The organism is Micrococcus antarcticus, from assembly GCF_044872765.1.
GTDB lineage: Bacteria > Actinomycetota > Actinomycetes > Actinomycetales > Micrococcaceae > Micrococcus.
Map to the genome: position 1 here is coordinate 295,566 of NZ_CP085253.1, position 17,585 is coordinate 313,150.

Sequence of the window (17,585 nt, forward strand, 5' to 3'; positions counted from 1 at the left end):
AGCACCCAGCGATGGTCAAGCAGGTAGAGGCCGCCTACTACAAAGATACTCCAGCCGCGTGTCCGAGGGAAGAGCAGAGGTAACTCACCCCCCGCGTCAGCAGCCCTACCGAGCGGTGGTCGGGGAGCCGTCAACGCCCTGCGGCGCGGCCCGCCAACAAAGCGTGGCGACCGTGTCGTCGCACGCTTGACGCGTCCGGATCGGAGACAATGGTGTCCGACAGGGATCTCCTGACCACCGAGGCGACTGGCCCAGCCGAGCCATCGCCAGAGAGCGAGGCAGGCAATGGCGGCTCCGCCCCCACAGATCAGGCTCTGGGACGACAACCCCACCAGCCTGGACCTTCTAGGGTTCGACGCCGTGGTCGACCCCATCGTCGCGGCGGTCCGTGAACACAACATCCACCCCCTGACACTATCGGTGCAGAGCCCGTGGGGCGGCGGCAAGTCCACCGTGCTCAAGCTCATCGAAGCCGAGTTCAAGGACGACGAGACCTGCTTCGTCGTCGCCACCAACCCTTGGGCGTACGACGACCAGGACGACGTCAAGGGCACCCTGATCTCGGAGATTCTCCACGGCATCCAAGCCCAAGTTCCCGATCCCGGCACCAAGGACAAGGTGGCGAAGAAGGCCAGGGAACTCCTAGAACGCGTGAGCTGGAGCCGGGCCGCAGTCGCAATCGCCAAAGGCGCTCTCACTTTCCAAGTGGACCCCAAGGAGATCGCTGAGATCTTTCGACCGAAGGACCCCGGCGGCACACAGTCGATGGCAGGCTTCAACGACGCCTATAAGGAACTGCTCGCACTGATCCCGAATGTAGAGCGCGTCGTGGTGCTCGTGGACGATCTGGATCGGTGCCTCCCGGACGCCGTGACCGCCACGCTCGAAGCGATCAAGCTGTTCCTGTCCACAGAGAAGATGGTGTTCGTGCTCGCGGCCGATCAGGACATGGTTCGTGATGCCATCTCGGTCAGCCTGGACGGCGCTCGACGCGGGGACATCTTCGCCAAGCGGTACCTGGAGAAGATCGTCCAGCTCCCGATCGCGCTCCCACGCCTGTCCGGAGCGGACGCCGAGGCGTACATCGGCCTGCTGATCGCAGGACGAACGATGCACGAGACCGACCTGCACGCACTGGCCGCTCATGTTCGCACGCGTCGAAATGCCAATCAGACGCCGCTGCTGCATGACCTCGGCAAGCTGGATGCCGCGCCAACGAAGGCTGATCTGGCGCTGGCGACCCAGCTCGCGGAAGGCTTGAGCGCTGATCGTCGCTCCAACCCTCGCCAGATCAAACGATTCCTCAATGCCTTCGGCGTCCGCGAATCCATCGCCCGCGCACGCGAGGTCACCGTCGCTCCGGCCGTGATGATCAAGATGCTTCTGCTCGAAGAGCTCTACCGCACCTCCTTCAACACCCTCGCCGCGTCGCCCGCTCAGGAACGTAAGACACTCCTGGCCCGCTGGGAGGCCTGGGCGAACCCGTCGGGAGAAGAGGGCGAGGACGCCACGCTCCCCGCCGGCATCGACGAAGGCACCAAGGACTGGGCCGCTGCGCCTCCGTTCCTCAAAGGGGAGAACCTCGACCCCTACATCAGTCTCGCCGCGAGCCTCATCAACGTCAGCATGGGTGCGCAGGTCTCCGATGACGTGCTGACGCTCATCAACGACCTTCTCGGCGAGAGCGAAACCGCCCGGAATGTCGCCGCTGACACCTTGTCCGAACGAGGCCAGGACGAACAGCTTGCGGCACTGGAAGTGCTGATCAGCGCGACGAAGCGCACCGACAATGCAGAATCGGTGATCCGGGGCGCTGTCCTCTGGGGCGGGAAGAACCCGGCGCTGGAAGAAGCGACCGCTGCCGGCATCGAGGCGCACTGCTGGGGAGCGCGGCTGACCCCGGGCGCCATCGTCGAACTCGCGAACAGCGGACGACCCGCACTGGTCGCGCTCGTGCGGCGGGCCGCAACGGACGCCGCGTTGCACCCTTCGACGCAGGCTGCGGCGCAGGACGAACTGGAGCAGCTCGATGGGAACTAGCGGCGCCTACGGCGGCAGCAACTCCACCGAGTGGAACGAGTTCCGAGACGCGTGGGGCGATCTTGGCTCATCGAGCGGCAGAAACGCCCCTGACGGCGCCGACGACGGCTCTACACCCGACCCATCGTCGGACACGCTCTTCGACCCCGCACAACCAGCCTCGGACGTCGACCGCGCCGGCCAAGCACTCATCGATGCGCTGTGGCGCGACGACCCCGCTGCCAGGGGCAATACCGTGCCCCCAATTCCTCGCCCTCGCGTCCCCGGACGCCGAGGGGCTGGCGCCGGAGGAGCGGGTGGCGCCGGCGCCGGGACTTCGGGGGGACGTTCCGCAGGCACGGGCCGCTCCGGCAGCAGATCTACCCGGCAGGTCATCGGCGGGGCCTCCCGTGGCGGCGCGACGATCGGAGCCGCCTATGCGCTCAGGAACCGCGATGCCCAGAGACTGGCGGACTACGGACTCTCGCTGGACGAGTTCGACTCGCTAACGCCGCGCGCACGCATCAGCAGACTCGTAACCCTCATGATCGGCGACGACGGGCACCCCGACGACCGAGCCATCCGACAAGCAGCCACCGAGCAAGTCAAGAAAATCGTCGCCACCGACAAAGAACCGCCCACCGCTGCTGAAGCGATCAAAGGGTTCGTCAGTGCTTACATTTTCCAGCTCGGCCTCGTGGAACTTCAAGACCAGATCACCAACGGCACTCTCGATGGGAACGAGGCGGTCACACGCGAACGGATGCTGCGTGGCTGGATCGACGCGAAGGTGCGTGGCCTTGATATCGACGCCGCCCCGGCTCTATCCGCCAACAGCCTGCATCAAGCCGCCGCCGACCTCGCCCAACGAGCGATCCGCGTACTGAGGGCAAGGTAATCGACATGCCACAGACTCATTTCTACGTCTCCGGCGAGGACTCCACGAACGAGAGCGCACCCGCTCAGCAGCGTCTGCGGTGGCCCACCGCGGCAGGCCACACCAGCACGATCAAGAGCGGGCTCGGTTGGTGGCTGCCGTCGTTGGGTCCGGTCCCGGACCAAGCCATCGACCTGGTGCGCATCGCCGGTGCCGCCTACCTCGCAGATCGGCTCTCGGGAAGGCCAACCGCCTTCACTCGGCGGCTCCAACTCACGGTCGAAGCCTCCGACCCCTCACTGTGGGAAGCCGATGCCGCGGACCAGCTCGCCCAGCTGCTCTCCTGGCTGACCGGAGACACCTGGGAAATCGAGTTGGTACAGGATCCGACCACCAGATCAGATCCGCGAGCCGACCAATCGCCCGACAACGTGGCATCCGTCGCTCTGCTCAGCGGTGGACTCGACTCCTTCCTCGGCGCCCTGCACTTGCTCTCTACTTTGGACGATGCTCCGCTCTTTGTGGGCCACTACGACACTGCCACCGCGGTGCGACGTGCCCAGAACGCCATCCGCTCTTGGCTTCAAGACTCCTACGCCCCAGCGCCCTCGTACACACAGACCGAGTTCACCCAGGTTGCCGATAAGAAGGAAAGCTCCAGTCGAAGCCGTTCTCTGCTCTTCGTGGCCCTCGGAGTTGCTATCGCATCAAGCCGCCAGGCAACGACTCTCTTCGTACCCGAGAACGGCTTCACCAGCCTGAACCTGCCACTACACCCCAACCGGGCCGGCGCCCTATCAACCCGTTCCACCCACCCCGAGACCTTCTACCGCGTCAACACGCTTCTCCACACCCTCGGACTGACCGTATCGGTGACCAACCCGTTCGCCGCCCACACAAAGGGCGAGGAGATGCGCCTCGTTGCCGACCGCCAGCCACCAGCAGGCTGGGAGCACACCGCTGGCTTGACCGTCTCGTGCAGCAAACTCGATGGCGCCCGAATCAAGGGCGGCAACTCCACCCTGAACTGCGGGCTGTGCTACGCCTGCGTCACCCGCCGAGGAGCCTTCATCGCAGCCGAAACAGACGACTCGACCATCTACCTGTCCGACCACCTCACTGGAACCGCACGAAGTGAACTCCTGGAGCGGAGATACAGTGACCGCGCTGCTATCAGCTACGCAACCGCCCGAGGAATCGACGACGATGCGATCGACGCGGGGACATGGCCTCCCGATGCGGACCTCGATGAAATCAGCGACCTTGCCAAACGCGGACTCGCCGAACTCGGGAAGGTCGACCTGACGTGACCAGCGCCGACCTTCCGGCGCTGGACGCCCACGCCCACATCGCTCCCGACGTCACCCGAGACCAAATCACAGCCCTCGGCGACGCCGTCGTGTTCGCTATGACCCGAAGCCTCCACGAAGCTAGTCAGGTCAAGAACCGACGCGATCACTCGCTCATCTGGGGGCTCGGTATCCATCCGGCCGTCGCAACCGCCCGCGCCGCATGGGACCCGGAACGGTTCAAAGACCTCCTCCGCTCCTTCGCGCTAGTTGGCGAGATCGGCCTGGACCGCCGCGGAGGCGACTGGGCTCGGCAGTGCTCCATCTTCCAAGAGGTACTGACCATCGTGCGCAGCGAGCCCGTGCTGGTCTCCATTCACAGCTCCGGAGCGACAACCGAGGTCGTCCAATACCTCACCGATGCCAAGACGCGCGGAGCGATCCTGCACTGGTTCAACGGAGATGACACCGATGTCAAGCGGGCGATCGACGTCGATGCATACTTCTCGGTCAACGCCGCGATGTCCGAAGATCAGATCCGACGACTTCCGCGGAACCGGGTTCTGTGCGAGACAGACTTTCCCGCACGCAAGGTGCGTTCCCGCAGACCAGCCGACACAGGACGCATCGAGCTGCTGCTGAGTCAGGCCTGGGGTACAAGCCCACAAGAGGTTCGCGCAGCGACCTGGTGGAACCTGCGCACGCTCAGCGAGCGCTCCGGCGCCATCGAGCGCCTACCCGAACCTGTCGCGGACACGCTCTTGTACCTATAGTCGGCGGCACCACGCCGAGCGTCCCGCAACCCTGAAAGCCAGAAATAGGGTCCGCAAGTTCGGAGACCCCGCTCTGAGCACGCCGGCAACTTCGCTGGCGAAGGCGCACAGCCATGAGCAGGGTCGAGGGGACGACTCATCGCTCACGCCCTTGTGGATCGCGGAGCAGTACCCCCGCAGCGATCAAATGGTTTCGAACAGTGCCGGCCGAAAATCCGAGGCGTGCGCCCACGCGTTCGAGAGACTCGCCCTCGGCATACCGCCGAACCATTTCCTGAACCTCCGCATCCGAGGGAGCGGTGCGACGAAGACGCACACCTCGCTGGCGCAACAGTGACGCCAGCCGCTGCCGACTCACGCCGACTTCCGTGGCTATCGTGCGCAGCGTCTCACCGGCCGCGTATTGAGCCTCTGCCGAAAGGAGCACCTCACCGCTGACCCTTGCCTGCTGCCGGACGTGAGACTCCTCGCGACGGACACCATGCCGCGCACGAAGACGGATCGCGCGATGCATCAAACTCAAGCGGGCCAGCGGCGGGGCAAGTTTCGACAAGCCTCCCGCTAGGTCCACCAGTCAGAAGGCCCGGTCCATGCGGACCGGGCCTTCGTCGTCGTCGGGCTCCTGCGCGGGCCCGGGACGCGACCGCCGCCCTGCGACATCACCGCGCCGCGGCACTGCGGTGATGTCGCTCCTCCGCGGTCGGTGCGGGGGACACGCCGGGGTACGCGGCGCGCTCGACCGCCGTGAGTGCGGGTTCCACCGCACGACCCTCCCGCGCCGAGGCGACGGCGGCCTCGAGCACCGCCATCACGGCGACGGCTTGGTCGGGGGTGGCGGCGCCGCCGTTCGAGCGGCCGAGGATCGCGTCGCGCACGTCCGCGTAGGACCGCTGCTGGGCTCCGGTCGGCGTGGGGACGCGCTCGATGTTCCCCTCCCCGTCGTGCAGGAGGATCGGGTCGGGGTCGACACCCCAGCCCTCGGCGCCGGGGAGCAGACCCGCGCGCAGCTGCGCCTCCTGCTGATCCGGCAGTTCCTTCACCGCGGAGCCGCGCGTCCCGTGGACCGCGAAGCGCGGGCTGCCGCCGGCCACGAGCATCGACGCCTGCAGGACCACGCGTCGGCCCGGGTACTGCAGCACGCAGTGCGCCCAGTCCTCGACCGGGGCGCCCGGGCGCAGGGCCGCGAGGTCGGCGTCCACGCGTTCGGGGACGCCGAAGAGCAGGAGCGCCTGGTCGACCAGGTGCGGTCCGAGGTCGAACCAGATGCCGCCCCCGGGCACCGCGGCTTCCCGCCAGCGGTCCCGGACGGTGGGGCGAAAGCGGTCGATCCGGGACTCGAGGTGGACGACGTCCCCGAGCCGGCCGGAGCGGACCAGCTCGGCGATGCCCAGGAAGTCGCTGTCGAAGCGGCGGTTCTGGAACACCCGCAGCACCCGCCCCGTCTCGGCCGCGAGGTCGCGCAGCTCCCGCGCCTCGGCCAGACCCAGCGTGAAGGGCTTGTCCACCACCACGTGCCTGCCCGCCCTCAGGGCCGTGCGCGCGAGCGGCGTGTGCTGATCGTTCGGGGCCGCGATCACCACGAGGTCCACGTCGTGGCGCGCCAGGAGCGCGTCCACGTCGGGCACCACGACGACGTCCGGCAGGTCCGCGTGCACCGCGTCCGGGCGGCTCGAGACGACATGGGTGAACGCGAGTCCCTCCGTGGCGTGGAGCAGGGGGGCGTGGAACGTCTTCCCGGCGAACCCATAGCCGATCAGCGCGGTGCGGATCGGTGCGTCGGTGGGGGACATGCAGGACCTCCTGGTCTGGCGGCGGGCATGAGGCGTCTCCTGCACGCTAGGCCGTGGGGACGCGACGGTCCATCGACGCCGCCCGGCCGGTTTGCGCGGTTGCCGCGGGCCGGGTATCCTATCCAGGTGCTCCAGCCGGTCCGCCGGAAACGGAGTCACCACCCACCTGGGGGTATGGCGCAGTTGGTAGCGCGTCTGCATGGCATGCAGAAGGTCAGGGGTTCGAATCCCCTTACCTCCACCCGTCAGAAGGCCCGGTCCATACGGACCGGGCCTTCGTCGTCGTGGCGGCCGGCTCGCCGTCGTGACCACTCTGCGCTCTCCACCCGCATGGCACCCCCCACCGGTCACGGCCGGGTTGCGGTCCCGCGTCGATCGCGCATCGACGTCGCACAGCCCTTTCACGGCATGCTCTCGGCGGACAGACTCGAGGCGTCCCCACCCGTGGAGCCCGGGACACCGGTGCTGCAGAGGCGGGGCCGCCGGCCCTGTCCGGCCGACTCAGTGAGGAGCTGCCATGTCCGTCATCCGTACCCGTCGTCCCTCCCTCCGTCACCTGCCCGCCGCCGTCGCCACCGCCGGCCTCATGACCACCGTCGCGCTCGCCGGCCCCGCCGCCGCCTGGGACGACGCCCATGGCCCCCAGGCCGGCTACTTCCAGGCCGTTGACCACAAGAACGTCACCGCCGCCTTCTTCCAGACCTACGACGGCTACGACCCGAAGGACCTCACGCTCACGCTCACCCCGGTGGCCGAGGACGGCACCCGCCTGGAGGGCGGCCAGGAGGTCGAGTTCACCGCCCTGGACGTCATCGACGGCGGCGCCGTGGACGTCCTCGAGACCCGCCGCGCGCTCGGCGCGGCCGGTGAAGGCCTCGTGCGGTACGACGTGGAGGTGGACGGGCAGCTGCTGAACATGGGCATCACTCTCCAGGCGGACGCCGACCTCGCCGACGATCAGGGCGCGGCCGTCCACTCCGTCGACGGCCCGTAGACAGCCCACCTCGGGGACCGGCCCCTGGCCTGGGACTCGGCCATGCAGCTGGCACCCGGGGTGGCGGGCGCCGAGATCGTCCACCTGGTCGCCGCGCCGACGACGGAGAACACCTACGCGGCGGTCGTGGCCGAGCCGCCCCACGGTGAGGTCTTCGCGTTCCGTGACTCGGAGCACTCCGAGCTCCGTGCCTGGTACATCCCCGACGAGGGCTTCGTCGGCACGGACACCTTCACCGTCGACTTCCACAGCGACCACGTCGCCCATGTCCAGACCGTCACCGTGCATGTCGGCGAGGAGATCCCCGCCGCGTACGACGGCTTCGTCGATGCCGAGGACGGCGTCCTCAACGGGAAGCCGCTCGACCTGACCGACCCGGACACCGCCGCGGCGCTCGCCGCGTTCCGGGGCGACGCGGCCGCCCCGGCTCCGGGGGATGAGGAGGAGCAGACCGCTCCGGTCGAGGGCGACGCCGACGAGCAGCACACGACCCCGGACACCGTCGAGACGGGGCAGTCCACCGGCTGGTGGCTGGCCGGCCTCGGTGCCGCCGCCGCGGGGGTGCTGGTCGCGGCCCGCCGTTGTCTGGGTCTGACCGACTGACAGCCCGCCGCACACAGATCCGTCGACGCGCCGCCCCTCTCACGCGGAGGGGCGGCGCGTCCGTGCCGGCATGACACGCGGCCGGCAGCCCGGGCGTCAGTCGCCGAGGCACGCCATGGGCGCGGGCAGCCCGGACATCCAGGAGTCGATCTTCGCGGTGCTCCCCGGCCTCGTGCTGCTGGTGATGTTCTGCGTGACCGCGCTGGACTCCACCGACCCCGACCCCGACGACGGCTCCGGCTCCTCCGTGTTCGGTGTCGGCACCGTGTTCATCCTGGGCATGGGCGTGCTGGCGATCGGCGTGGTACTGATGATGTGGACACGGCTGCGCCACCCGGCGTACTTCCGCGGCGAGACCCTGCCGCAGACGGACTCGACCCGACCCATCCCGATCATCCGTCCGGACGACGACGGCACTGCCGTGGTCCGGGACCCGAACGAGAGGACCCACTCATGAGCACCCCCGCCGGCTATCGCGTGCAGGACCCCAGCACCGACCAGGTCGTGGAGACCTTCCCGGCCCTCGCCGACGGTGAGGTCGACCAGGTGCTGGCCGCCGCCGAGACCGCCCAGCGCGCGTGGGCCGCCCTCCCCATCGAGGAACGCGCCACCATCGTGCAGAAGGTCGCGGACCTCTTCGAGGAGCGCAAGGACGAGCTCGCGCAGATCATCGCCACCGAGATGGGCAAGCGCGTGACCGAGGGCGTCGAGGAGGCGGAGTTCAGCTCGGCCATCTTCGGCTACTTCGCGGACAAGGGTCCCACCCTCGCCGCGGACCGCCCCATCGAGACCTTCGAGGGCGGCCGCGCCATGATCCGCCACCTGCCCCTGGGCGTGCTGCTGGGGGTCATGCCGTGGAACTTCCCGTACTACCAGATCGCCCGTTTCGCCGCGCCGAACCTCATGCTCGGCAACGCGATCGTGCTCAAGCACGCCGAGATCTGCCCGCGCTCGGCCCTGGCCGTGCAACAGATCATGGACGACGCCGGCGTGCCGGCCGGCGTGTACACCAACGTCTTCGCCACGCACGACCAGATCGCCGAGTTCATCGCCGACCCGCGCGTGGCCGGCGTCTCCCTGACCGGCTCCGAGCGGGCCGGCTCCGTGATCGGCGCGCTCGCGGGCCAGCACGTCAAGAAGGCCGTCCTCGAGCTCGGCGGGTCGGACCCCTACATCGTGCTCGACGCCGAGGACCCGGCCGAGGCCGCCCGCACCGCGTGGGCGACCCGCATGTACAACATGGGCCAGGCCTGCAACTCCAACAAGCGCATGATCGTCTCGGCGGACATCCATGACGCCTTCGTGGCCGAGCTGGTGTCCCTGGCCGAGGCCATGAAGCCCGGGGAGGCCGTCGACGAGGACCCGACGGTCTTCACCCCGCTGTCCTCGCGCGGTGCCGCCGAGGGCCTGGCCGAGCAGGTGGAGCGGGCCCGTCAGCAGGGCGCGACCGTCCACGTCGGCGGGACCGTCACGGACGAGGCGGGCGCCCGCTTCGCCCCGGCCGTGATCACGGGCGTCACCTCCGGGATGGACGCCTACCGCGAGGAGCTCTTCGGCCCCGTCGCCGTCGTCTACAAGGTGGAGTCCGCGGACGATGCGCTCGCCCTCGCCAACGACTCCCAGTATGGCCTGGGCGGCGCCGTGTTCTCCCAGGACGAGGTCCAGGCCGAGAGGATCGCCCGGCAGCTCGAGGTCGGCATGGCCAACGTCAACACGCCGGCGGGCGAGGGGGCGGAGATCCCGTTCGGCGGCGTCAAGCGCTCCGGCTTCGGCCGCGAGCTCGGCCCGCTCGGCATGGACGAGTTCGTCAACAAGCAGATGTACTTCGTCCAGGACTGACACCCCACGACGACGACGGGCCCGCCTCCGGTGACCGGAGGCGGGCCCGTCCGCGTCCCGCCGGCGTGGCGGGAGCGATGGGTCAGCGACGCGCATGTCGCACAGCGGGGTCTGGGCTGGCGCGCCCTTGTCCCTTCATCCGGGGCGCGGCCATCATGGATCGGATCCCCGTCGAGAACTGCAGAATCGAGATGTCTGATGTACCCCACCCCGATGACCTTCGACGTGGCGCGCGCCGGCCGCGCTCTCGCACAGGTCAGTGTCCGCACACTGGCCACCGCGGCCGGCCTCGAGAAGGAGCAGCTGCGCCGCTTCGAGAAGGGGCTGGCCGACCTGCGGGTGGACGAGCGTCTGCGTCTGGAGAAGGCCCTGCGGAAGTACGGCGTCGGGCTGGTCCCGGAGGACGAGTTCGGCGGCACGGGGGTCCGCCGGATCTTCACCGCCGATAAGTCCCGGCGCCTCGAGGCCATGGAGAACGAAGGCAGCCCCGCGTACGAGGACGACATCTGAGTCCTCTGCCGACAGGCGGACGGCCCCGCATCCCGGGCAGGGATGCGGGGCCGTCGTCGTCGGTCCGCCGGTGGCGGGGGCTCAGGCGGACCGCAGCGCCTTCGTGACCTCGCTCAGGCCCTCCTTGAGGAGCGCCTCGCCGATGGTCAGCGGCGGCAGGAAGCGGACCACGTTGCCGTAGGTGCCGCACGTGAGCAGGATGACGCCGGCGGCGCGCACGGCGGCCGCCACGGCGTTGGTGAGCTTCGCGTCGGGCTCGCCGGTGGCGGGGTCCACGAACTCGACGGCCATCATGGCGCCGCGGCCGCGGATCTCCCCGATGCGGGGGTCCGGGTTCTGCTCGAAGTGCTCGCGGATGATCGTCTCGATCTTCTGCGCCTCCGCGAGCAGTCCGTCCTCCTCGATGGCCTCGATGACGGCGAGTGCGGCGGCCGTGGCCACCGGGTTGCCGCCGTAGGTGCCGCCCAGGCCGCCCGGGTGCACGGTGTCCATGATCTCGGCGCGCCCGGTCACGGCGGAGAGCGGCATGCCGCCGGCGATGCCCTTGGCGGTGGTCATCAGGTCCGGCTCGATGCCCTCGAACTCGGAGGCGAACCACTGGCCGGTGCGCGCGTAGCCGGACTGCACCTCATCGGCGATGAACAGCACGCCGTTGTCCTTGCACCACTGCACCACGGCCTTCAGGAAGCCCTCGGCCGGGACGATGAAGCCGCCCTCGCCCTGGATGGGCTCCATGATGACGGCGGCCAGGTTGTCCGCGCCGATCTGCTTCTCGAGGGCGCTGATGGCATGCTTCGCCGCCGTGGCGCCGTCCAGCCCGTCCCGGAACGGGTACGACCCCGGCACGCGGTAGACCTCGGGGGCGAACGGGCCGAAGTGCTGCTTGTACGGCATGTTCTTGGCGGTCAGCGCCATCGTGAGGGTGGTGCGGCCGTGGTAGGCGTGGTCGAACGCGGCCACCGCCTGCTTGCCGGTGAAGGAGCGGGCCACCTTGACGGCGTTCTCCACGGCCTCGGCGCCGGAGTTGAACAGGGCCGTGCGGGTCTCCCCGGAGATCGGCGCGATGCGCCCGAGGGCCTCTGCCACGGCGATGTAGCCCTCGTAGGGCGTGATCATGAACGAGGTGTGCGTGAACTGAGCCACCTGCTCCTGCACGGCCTTCACGACGCGCGGGTGGGCAGCGCCCACGGAGGTCACGGCGATGCCCGAGGCGAGGTCGATGAAGCGGTTGCCGTCCACGTCCTCGACGATGCCGCCGGCGGCACGGGCGGCGTACACGGGCATGGTGGTCGCGACGCCGGCGGGCACGGAGGCCGCCTGGCGCTCCGCGAGCGCCTGGGACCTGGGGCCGGGCACGGGGGTGGCCAGGAGACGGGACTGCTCGACGCCCTCGGCTGAGAGGGGGGACTGGGTCATGGGTGGCACCTCGCCTGTGAGGCTCCGCGCGAGGGGAGCTGGGGATGGGGGCGCGCCCCGTGCGGGGGCGCGTGGCTCCATGATCCGGCGCACCCAGGCATGTCGTCCAATGAGCAGCGGGGATGAAATCTATGCTCATCTGTCATGGACGCCCGCCTCCTCGCCACCTTCGTCGCCGTCGCTGAGTCCGGCACGGTGACCGCTGCCGCCGAGCGGAGGGGCCTGGTGCAGTCCGCCGTGAGCCGTCAGCTGCAGCGTCTCCAGCGCGAGGTGCGCCTGGACGTCGTGGCCCGTGCCGGCACGGGGATCGTCCTCACTCCCGCGGGAGAGGCGTTCCTCCCCGTCGCCCGGCGCGTCCTCGCCGAGCACGCGGCTGCCGAGCAGGCCGCGCGGACCATCGCCGCCGGGCGCCTCATGGACGTGCGCATCGCCGCGCCCGGCACCACGCTGATCGACGTCGTCATCCCGTTCGTGGCCACCCTCGGGGCGGGTCAGCCGCGGGCGAAGGTGGCCGAGACGCCTCTCGACGTGTTCCTGGAGGAGGCGGTGACGAACCACGACCTCGTCGTGATGCCCTCGAGCCCGCGGCCCACGATCGCCTCGACGGCCCTGGTCGACCTGCCCCTGTGGGCGTACGTGGCGCCCGGCCACCCGTGGGCCGCGCGGCGGTCCGTCGCCCTCGAGGAGCTGGCCGCGGAGCCGCTCGTGGCGCCCTCGCGCAGCTTCATGTCCCGGCGGGTGCTCGACGGCGCCCTCGACGTCGCAGGCCTCACGGCACCGGACCTGACCGAGGCGAACTCGGGCCGCGTCGCGCAGGCACTCGTGGCCACGGGCAGCGGGGTGGCGGTGGTGACCGACGACCCAGCGTTCGACCTCGTGCCCCTGCGGGTGGTGGCCCAGGGACGCGACCTCCTCGTTCGACTGCACGCCGCGTGGCAGCGGGACCACTACTCGGCCGAGACCCTCGAAGACCTGGCCGGCCGACTGCGCTCGTTCGCGCGCTCGCGGTATCCGGACCGGCCCGCCCCTGGCCCGCATCTCGCACCGTCGAGCATCAGGTGAGCGTGTGTCCCACCTCGCGGAACGGGGCCCAGACGCGTCCGATGCACCGCAGCCTCCATGTCGTGCACATCACCAGCCTCCGGAGGGGACCCATGAAGGTCACCGCCACCGGCGTCCTCACGGTGGAGACCATCGCGGAGGCCCTGGGCGACGAGCTGACCGCCGGGTTCGAGCTCTCCGTCTACGGCGACGGCCAGCTGGCCTTCAGGGGTGCGTTCGACGACGAGGTCAACTTCACCGACATCGAGGCGGATGAGCTCATCCCCTTCGAGGCGTGGGCGACCGTGGGCACCTGGTCCGTGACCACCGACCAGAACGCCGCGGTGGAGGAGCCGCTGACCGTCGATGACGCGGGTGTGCCGGTCGCGATCGACGCGACGCTCATCAAGAGGCCGGAGCACGGCACCGTCGTGATCCGCGCGTCCAGCGACGGCTACACCCCGGACGAGGACTTCCTGGGACGCGACACCGTCACCGTGCAGATGACCTCCGGCGACGCCACCCGCACGGTCGAGTTCACGGTGGACGTGCTGGACCTCCCCGGCGATTCCACGCCGACCCCGATCGAGCCTGCCGATCCGGCCGATCCTGCCGAGCCGGCCGTCGAGGGCGACGGTCACACCGTCCCCGAGAGGGTGGAGACGGGCGACGCCGCGCGTTCCCTGCTCGGCGGGTCGCGTCACGGTGTCGTGACGCTGCCGGCGGGACGCGGCGTCGGTGGCCCGGGCCTGACATGATCGACGCCGACACCACCACGCATGAGGGAGCGGTCGATGAGCACGAACGTCAAGCGGGGCCTCTGGGCCGTCCTGCTGCTGGCCTGCATCGCGGCCGTCTGGTTCGCGGTGCGCGGGGGCCTGGCCCTCGGCGACACCCCGATCAGCGCTCCGCCGAGTGCCGCATCCACCTCGGCCTCGTCGAGAGACACCGCCTCGGCCGGCCCGACGCCGACCGAACGATCGTCGTCCGCCTCTGCCACGGCATCGTCGGCGTCCGTCACGACGTCGTCGAGCGCCCCGGCCTCCACCGCGTCCACGGGCAACGCGGTGGCCTCGGCCCCCACGGCCGCCACGAGCGCCCCGGCCCCCACGACCGCCCCGGCCACACCGACCCCGTCTGAGGCCCCGTCCTCCTCCACGGCCTCCGCGTCGGGGCTGCTGACCGGTCTCGCCGCCCCCTGGGAGGACATCGCCGCCGCCCCCGTGCACGTGGCGGTGTACCGCGGGCCGGATCGCAGCGCCGAGCAGATCGTGGGCGCCTCGATCGAGCTCACCCAGATGCGGGACGACGGCGAGATCAACCCCACTCCGCAGACCGTCGGCTGGTACGGGCCCCCGCAGTGGTCCACGACGCCGGGCGAGCGGTCGGGCTACCCCGGCGTGCTCGCCGGCCACATCATCCACTCCGGCTCCAAGGACGTCTTCTACCGGCTCCAGGAGGCGCGCGCGGGAGACGCCGTCGTGATCTCCTACGACGACGGCACCCAGGCGGCCTTCCGCATCCAGGACGACGCGGTCTCCGCGGACAAGACGGCCTTCACCCAGGACGAGGAATGGGTGTGGGCGTGGAAGCTGGACGTGCCCGGGAACGCGGTCACGCTGATCACATGCGAGCTGGTGGAGGGGTCCGGGATGACCGGATACTCGCTGAACAACTGGGTGGTGCAGGCGGACCGGGTCGCGTGAGAGCCGGGATCTGCGGGGGTACCCTGTGAGGGCCGGAGCGGGCTCCACCGCGCCGGAACGCCCGTGACTCCTGCGGGCGCCGCCCGCCGAGAGGACCGCCAGCCATGCACCGTGCCCCCCACGCCTCCGCCCCCGCACGACGGCGGCGCTGGACCGCGGCGGTCGCCGGCGCCGGCCTGGCCGTGGCGCTGGCCGGCTGCACGGCGAGCGAGGAGGTGCCCGCCGCGTCCGGCTCGGCCAACACCTACCTCGACGGCGTGCTCTCCACGCCCACCCACACGAGCCTGAACCCCCTGCAGGGGGACATCGACTTCGCCACCATGACGGTGCGCAACCACCGCCAGGCGGTCCGGTTGTCCGAGGCCTACCTCGCCAAGGAGGACGTGGACCAGGAGGTGCGTGACATCGCCGAGGGAGTGCGGGACCAGCACGCCGCGCGCATCGATGAGCTGAGCCGCCTGCTCGAGGGCTGGGGCGCGGCCGTGCCCGAGGAGGAGCCGGAGCCGTCCGCCGAGGAGTCCTCGACCCTGTCCCCGGGGGAGGAGGAGGCCCAGCTGTCCGCTCAGGACACCGCGGACATGCGGGCCGGCCTGCTGACCGCCTCGGACAGGGCTGCACTGGAGAGCGTCGGGGGAGAGGACGCGGACCGCACCTACCTCCTTCAGCTGCACCGCCTGCTCCAGGGGGCCGTGACGATCGCGGGCAACGAGCTGCAGTCCGGCACGGATGACTCGGGCAAGAAGGCGGCCCAGGGCATCCTGGACCAGAACCGCACGGCCATGCAGCGTCTGGTGGAGCTCCTCGCCCAGAAGGGCGCCATCGGCGCGGACGGCACGCCCACCGCGCGCCCGTCCGGATTCACCGGTCCCATCAAGATCGAGGGGGGCGGCGCCGACGGAGGGAACGTGGACCGCACGCCCTCGCTGCTGCAGTCCATCCAGGCGGAGCAGTCCGCCTACGCCCGGACCAAGCCGTCGCCGTCCCCCACGCCCAGCCCCGCGGACACCGCCCGGCCCACGCCCGGCCCGTCGCCGTCCCCGTCGGCCTCGGACGGCTGACCGCGCGCCCCGCCCCAGTGGCGGGGCACCTTTCCTTCCCGGTCGACGACCACACCGCCGCCGCCGGGCGTGCGCGGCTCGCGCGGCGCGGTGAAGGGTGCAGGTCAGCGCGGCGCGAGCAGGTGGGACTGCTCGGGGTGCTCATCGAACCACTGCGCCACGTACCAGCACAGCGGCACGACGCGTCGGCCGCCTGCGGCGCCCCCGCGCTCGGCGATGTCGGCCACAGCGCCTGCGGTGAGCGTGGCCGCGTGGCCCTGGCCGCGGAAGGTGGGGACCGTGAACGCACGGGTGAGGGCGACGTCCGTCCCGTTGTCGCGGTAGTCGAGGACCGCCAGGAGCGTGGTGCCGTCATGCAGCTCGTAGCGGGAGGCGTCGTCGTCGCGGGTGATGGTGGGGGAGGTGGTCATGGTCCGTGCAACACGCCGCTCCACGAGGCGTATTCCATGCCGGGATTCATGGGTGAGTGGCAGGGCATGCAGCCCCAGGCCTGGCGATCCGTACGCCCGCGGGGTCGATGATGACCGCCAGGCCGAGACCGTCGACCGGGTGCCCACGCCACGCCGGTGAAGGTGCAGACCGGCGACGTCGCCGTGGGGTGGCTGGCCGGTGCTGGCGCACCCTCACAGCACGACGGCGGCCGGGGTGAGCCGGGCGGGCCGTCAGCGGGTCAGGTCCGCGAGGATCCGCTCGGCGAGGGGCTCCGAGGACTGGGGGTTCTGCCCCGTGTAGAGGTTGCGGTCCACCACCACGTGGGGGCGGTAGGGGATGGTCGTCGTGGAGACGTCGGCGCCGCGGCGCTCCAGCTCGTCCTGGAGCAGCCACGGGGCCTTGTCCGCGAGGCCGGCGATCTTCTCCTCGGCGTTGGAGAAGCCGGTCATGGCGTAGCCGTGGAACGGCCAGTCCGCCCCCTCACCGGGGGCGGCGAGCATGGCGGCGGGGGAGTGGCACAGCAACGCGGTCGTGCGGCCGGCGGCCATGCGGGCCCGGAGCAGCTCCCCGGACACCGGGTCCTTCGCGAGGTCTTCGAGGGGGCCGTGGCCGCCCGGGTAGAAGACGACGTCGTACGCCGCCTCGTCCACGTCCGCGAGCGCCTGCGGGTGCTCCAGGAGGGGCGCGAGGCGCTCGAGGTCCTTCTTCAGCTGCGCGGTCTTCCAGGGCAGTCCGCCCATCACGCCGAGGCTGGTCCTGTCCACGGTGGGGGTGACGCCTCCGGGGGTGGCCAGGGTGATGTCCCACCCGGCCTCCGCGAAGACGTCGTGGGGAGCCACGAACTCCTCGGCCCAGAAGCCGGTGTCGTGGCGGGTGCCGTCCTTCAGGGTCCAGTGGTCGGAGGCGGAGAGGACGAAGAGCACGGAGGGCATGGCTGTTCCTTTCGGGTCGTGAGGTCAGTGCGTCCACCGTAGGTGCTCCGCGGGGCGGGGAGGCAGGTCCTGACCGCGCTGCCGGGGTCTGAGGTTCCGGCAGGCCGCGTCCCCGTCGAGCCCGATCCGAGGCCGCACCGGCCCGCTCAGGCACCAGCCCCCTGGGGGGGCGGAGATGTCCGTCCGCACCGCCTCTCTCCGACCCCGCCCACATCTTGTGCCCTCCGGACCCCCGACACGCCGGGCCCGGATGTGGTGGACCAGACCTTCGGGCTGTGCGTTTCCCGGGCCGCTGAACCCACCGCC

At 70.4% G+C, this 17,585-nt stretch carries 17 protein-coding genes and 1 tRNA gene; 14 read left to right on the plus strand and 4 right to left on the minus strand.

Annotation, left to right across the window (positions count from 1 at the left end):
- The first annotated feature begins 360 nt into the window (after positions 1-360).
- The 4 genes from LG274_RS01425 to LG274_RS01440 all read left to right on the plus strand — a co-directional run bounded on the left by LG274_RS01425 (position 361) and on the right by LG274_RS01440 (position 4,958).
- A complete protein-coding gene (locus tag LG274_RS01425; protein ID WP_404464947.1) occupies positions 361-2,040 on the plus strand; it encodes a P-loop NTPase fold protein in 1,680 nt (559 codons plus the stop codon).
- Positions 2,041-2,563: 523 nt separating this feature from the next.
- Positions 2,564-2,917: a hypothetical protein gene (locus tag LG274_RS01430; protein ID WP_392852959.1), complete on the plus strand. Its 354-nt coding sequence runs from the start codon at positions 2,564-2,566 to the stop codon at positions 2,915-2,917.
- 5 nt (positions 2,918-2,922) lie between these two features.
- Positions 2,923-4,206 carry a queuosine biosynthesis protein queC gene (locus LG274_RS01435; protein WP_404464949.1) on the plus strand — a complete coding sequence of 428 codons (1,284 nt, stop codon included), beginning with the start codon at positions 2,923-2,925 and terminating at the stop codon, positions 4,204-4,206.
- Entirely contained in the window at positions 4,203-4,958 is a 756-nt protein-coding gene (locus tag LG274_RS01440) for a TatD family hydrolase (RefSeq protein ID WP_404464951.1), read from the plus strand. The genes LG274_RS01435 and LG274_RS01440 overlap by 4 nt, the downstream gene beginning before the upstream one ends.
- A gap of 659 nt (positions 4,959-5,617) precedes the next feature.
- Here the strand turns inward: LG274_RS01440 and LG274_RS01445 are convergent.
- Positions 5,618-6,748 carry an oxidoreductase gene (locus LG274_RS01445; RefSeq protein WP_404464953.1) on the minus strand — a complete coding sequence of 377 codons (1,131 nt, stop codon included), beginning with the start codon at positions 6,746-6,748 and terminating at the stop codon, positions 5,618-5,620.
- A gap of 168 nt (positions 6,749-6,916) precedes the next feature.
- On the opposite strand from LG274_RS01445, the gene LG274_RS01450 reads away from it, so the two are divergent.
- The 6 genes from LG274_RS01450 to LG274_RS01475 all read left to right on the plus strand — a co-directional run bounded on the left by LG274_RS01450 (position 6,917) and on the right by LG274_RS01475 (position 10,694).
- Positions 6,917-6,989 (plus strand) — tRNA-Ala (locus LG274_RS01450).
- Positions 6,990-7,265: 276 nt separating this feature from the next.
- Positions 7,266-7,742 carry a hypothetical protein gene (locus LG274_RS01455; RefSeq protein WP_404464955.1) on the plus strand — a complete coding sequence of 159 codons (477 nt, stop codon included), beginning with the start codon at positions 7,266-7,268 and terminating at the stop codon, positions 7,740-7,742.
- A 42-nt stretch (positions 7,743-7,784) separates the two neighbouring features.
- Positions 7,785-8,345, plus strand: a complete 561-nt coding sequence (locus LG274_RS01460; RefSeq protein ID WP_404464957.1) for a hypothetical protein — start codon at positions 7,785-7,787, stop codon at positions 8,343-8,345.
- A gap of 115 nt (positions 8,346-8,460) precedes the next feature.
- Positions 8,461-8,802, plus strand: a complete 342-nt coding sequence (locus LG274_RS01465) for a hypothetical protein (RefSeq protein ID WP_404464959.1) — start codon at positions 8,461-8,463, stop codon at positions 8,800-8,802.
- Positions 8,799-10,184, plus strand: coding sequence for an NAD-dependent succinate-semialdehyde dehydrogenase (locus tag LG274_RS01470; RefSeq protein ID WP_404464961.1), 1,386 nt, complete (start codon positions 8,799-8,801; stop codon positions 10,182-10,184). The genes LG274_RS01465 and LG274_RS01470 overlap by 4 nt, the downstream gene beginning before the upstream one ends.
- 198 nt (positions 10,185-10,382) lie before the next feature.
- Positions 10,383-10,694: a hypothetical protein gene (locus LG274_RS01475; protein ID WP_298986372.1), complete on the plus strand. Its 312-nt coding sequence runs from the start codon at positions 10,383-10,385 to the stop codon at positions 10,692-10,694.
- A gap of 81 nt (positions 10,695-10,775) precedes the next feature.
- Here the strand turns inward: LG274_RS01475 and gabT are convergent, their stop codons facing one another.
- Positions 10,776-12,110 carry a 4-aminobutyrate--2-oxoglutarate transaminase gene (gene gabT, locus LG274_RS01480; protein ID WP_404464963.1) on the minus strand — a complete coding sequence of 445 codons (1,335 nt, stop codon included), beginning with the start codon at positions 12,108-12,110 and terminating at the stop codon, positions 10,776-10,778.
- Between the two features lie 144 nt (positions 12,111-12,254).
- On the opposite strand from gabT, the gene LG274_RS01485 reads away from it, so the two are divergent.
- The 4 genes from LG274_RS01485 (at position 12,255) to LG274_RS01500 (ending at position 15,915) form a co-directional block, all read left to right on the plus strand.
- Positions 12,255-13,172, plus strand: a complete 918-nt coding sequence (locus LG274_RS01485; RefSeq protein WP_298986364.1) for a LysR family transcriptional regulator — start codon at positions 12,255-12,257, stop codon at positions 13,170-13,172.
- A gap of 92 nt (positions 13,173-13,264) precedes the next feature.
- Positions 13,265-13,909, plus strand: coding sequence for an Ig-like domain-containing protein (locus tag LG274_RS01490; protein ID WP_404464966.1), 645 nt, complete (start codon positions 13,265-13,267; stop codon positions 13,907-13,909).
- 36 nt (positions 13,910-13,945) lie between these two features.
- Positions 13,946-14,857: a class F sortase gene (locus tag LG274_RS01495; protein WP_404464968.1), complete on the plus strand. Its 912-nt coding sequence runs from the start codon at positions 13,946-13,948 to the stop codon at positions 14,855-14,857.
- Positions 14,858-14,961: 104 nt separating this feature from the next.
- Positions 14,962-15,915, plus strand: coding sequence for a DUF305 domain-containing protein (locus tag LG274_RS01500; protein ID WP_404464970.1), 954 nt, complete (start codon positions 14,962-14,964; stop codon positions 15,913-15,915).
- Between the two features lie 104 nt (positions 15,916-16,019).
- Here the strand turns inward: LG274_RS01500 and LG274_RS01505 are convergent, their stop codons facing one another.
- Both LG274_RS01505 and LG274_RS01510 read right to left on the minus strand, forming a co-directional pair.
- Entirely contained in the window at positions 16,020-16,325 is a 306-nt protein-coding gene (locus LG274_RS01505; RefSeq protein ID WP_298710403.1) for a GNAT family N-acetyltransferase, read from the minus strand.
- A gap of 252 nt (positions 16,326-16,577) precedes the next feature.
- Complete coding sequence (locus tag LG274_RS01510; RefSeq protein ID WP_248118496.1) at positions 16,578-17,279, minus strand: type 1 glutamine amidotransferase domain-containing protein; 702 nt, start codon at positions 17,277-17,279, stop codon at positions 16,578-16,580.
- Between the last annotated feature and the right edge of the window lie 306 nt (positions 17,280-17,585).

Bases quoted from the DNA above. Each gene is read 5' to 3' on its own strand.
- LG274_RS01500 (WP_404464970.1), top strand. From the start codon at position 14,962: ATGCACCGTGCCCCCCACGCCTCCGCCCCCGCACGACGGCGGCGCTGG.
- LG274_RS01490 (WP_404464966.1), top strand. From the start codon at position 13,265: ATGAAGGTCACCGCCACCGGCGTCCTCACGGTGGAGACCATCGCGGAG.
- LG274_RS01460 (WP_404464957.1), top strand. From the start codon at position 7,785: ATGCAGCTGGCACCCGGGGTGGCGGGCGCCGAGATCGTCCACCTGGTC.
- gabT (WP_404464963.1), bottom strand. From the start codon at position 12,110: ATGACCCAGTCCCCCCTCTCAGCCGAGGGCGTCGAGCAGTCCCGTCTC.
- LG274_RS01470 (WP_404464961.1), top strand. From the start codon at position 8,799: ATGAGCACCCCCGCCGGCTATCGCGTGCAGGACCCCAGCACCGACCAG.
- LG274_RS01430 (WP_392852959.1), top strand. From the start codon at position 2,564: ATGATCGGCGACGACGGGCACCCCGACGACCGAGCCATCCGACAAGCA.
- LG274_RS01465 (WP_404464959.1), top strand. From the start codon at position 8,461: ATGGGCGCGGGCAGCCCGGACATCCAGGAGTCGATCTTCGCGGTGCTC.
- LG274_RS01475 (WP_298986372.1), top strand. From the start codon at position 10,383: ATGTACCCCACCCCGATGACCTTCGACGTGGCGCGCGCCGGCCGCGCT.
- LG274_RS01455 (WP_404464955.1), top strand. From the start codon at position 7,266: ATGTCCGTCATCCGTACCCGTCGTCCCTCCCTCCGTCACCTGCCCGCC.
- LG274_RS01510 (WP_248118496.1), bottom strand. From the start codon at position 17,279: ATGCCCTCCGTGCTCTTCGTCCTCTCCGCCTCCGACCACTGGACCCTG.
- LG274_RS01505 (WP_298710403.1), bottom strand. From the start codon at position 16,325: ATGACCACCTCCCCCACCATCACCCGCGACGACGACGCCTCCCGCTAC.
- LG274_RS01495 (WP_404464968.1), top strand. From the start codon at position 13,946: ATGAGCACGAACGTCAAGCGGGGCCTCTGGGCCGTCCTGCTGCTGGCC.
- LG274_RS01445 (WP_404464953.1), bottom strand. From the start codon at position 6,748: ATGTCCCCCACCGACGCACCGATCCGCACCGCGCTGATCGGCTATGGG.
- LG274_RS01485 (WP_298986364.1), top strand. From the start codon at position 12,255: ATGGACGCCCGCCTCCTCGCCACCTTCGTCGCCGTCGCTGAGTCCGGC.
- LG274_RS01435 (WP_404464949.1), top strand. From the start codon at position 2,923: ATGCCACAGACTCATTTCTACGTCTCCGGCGAGGACTCCACGAACGAG.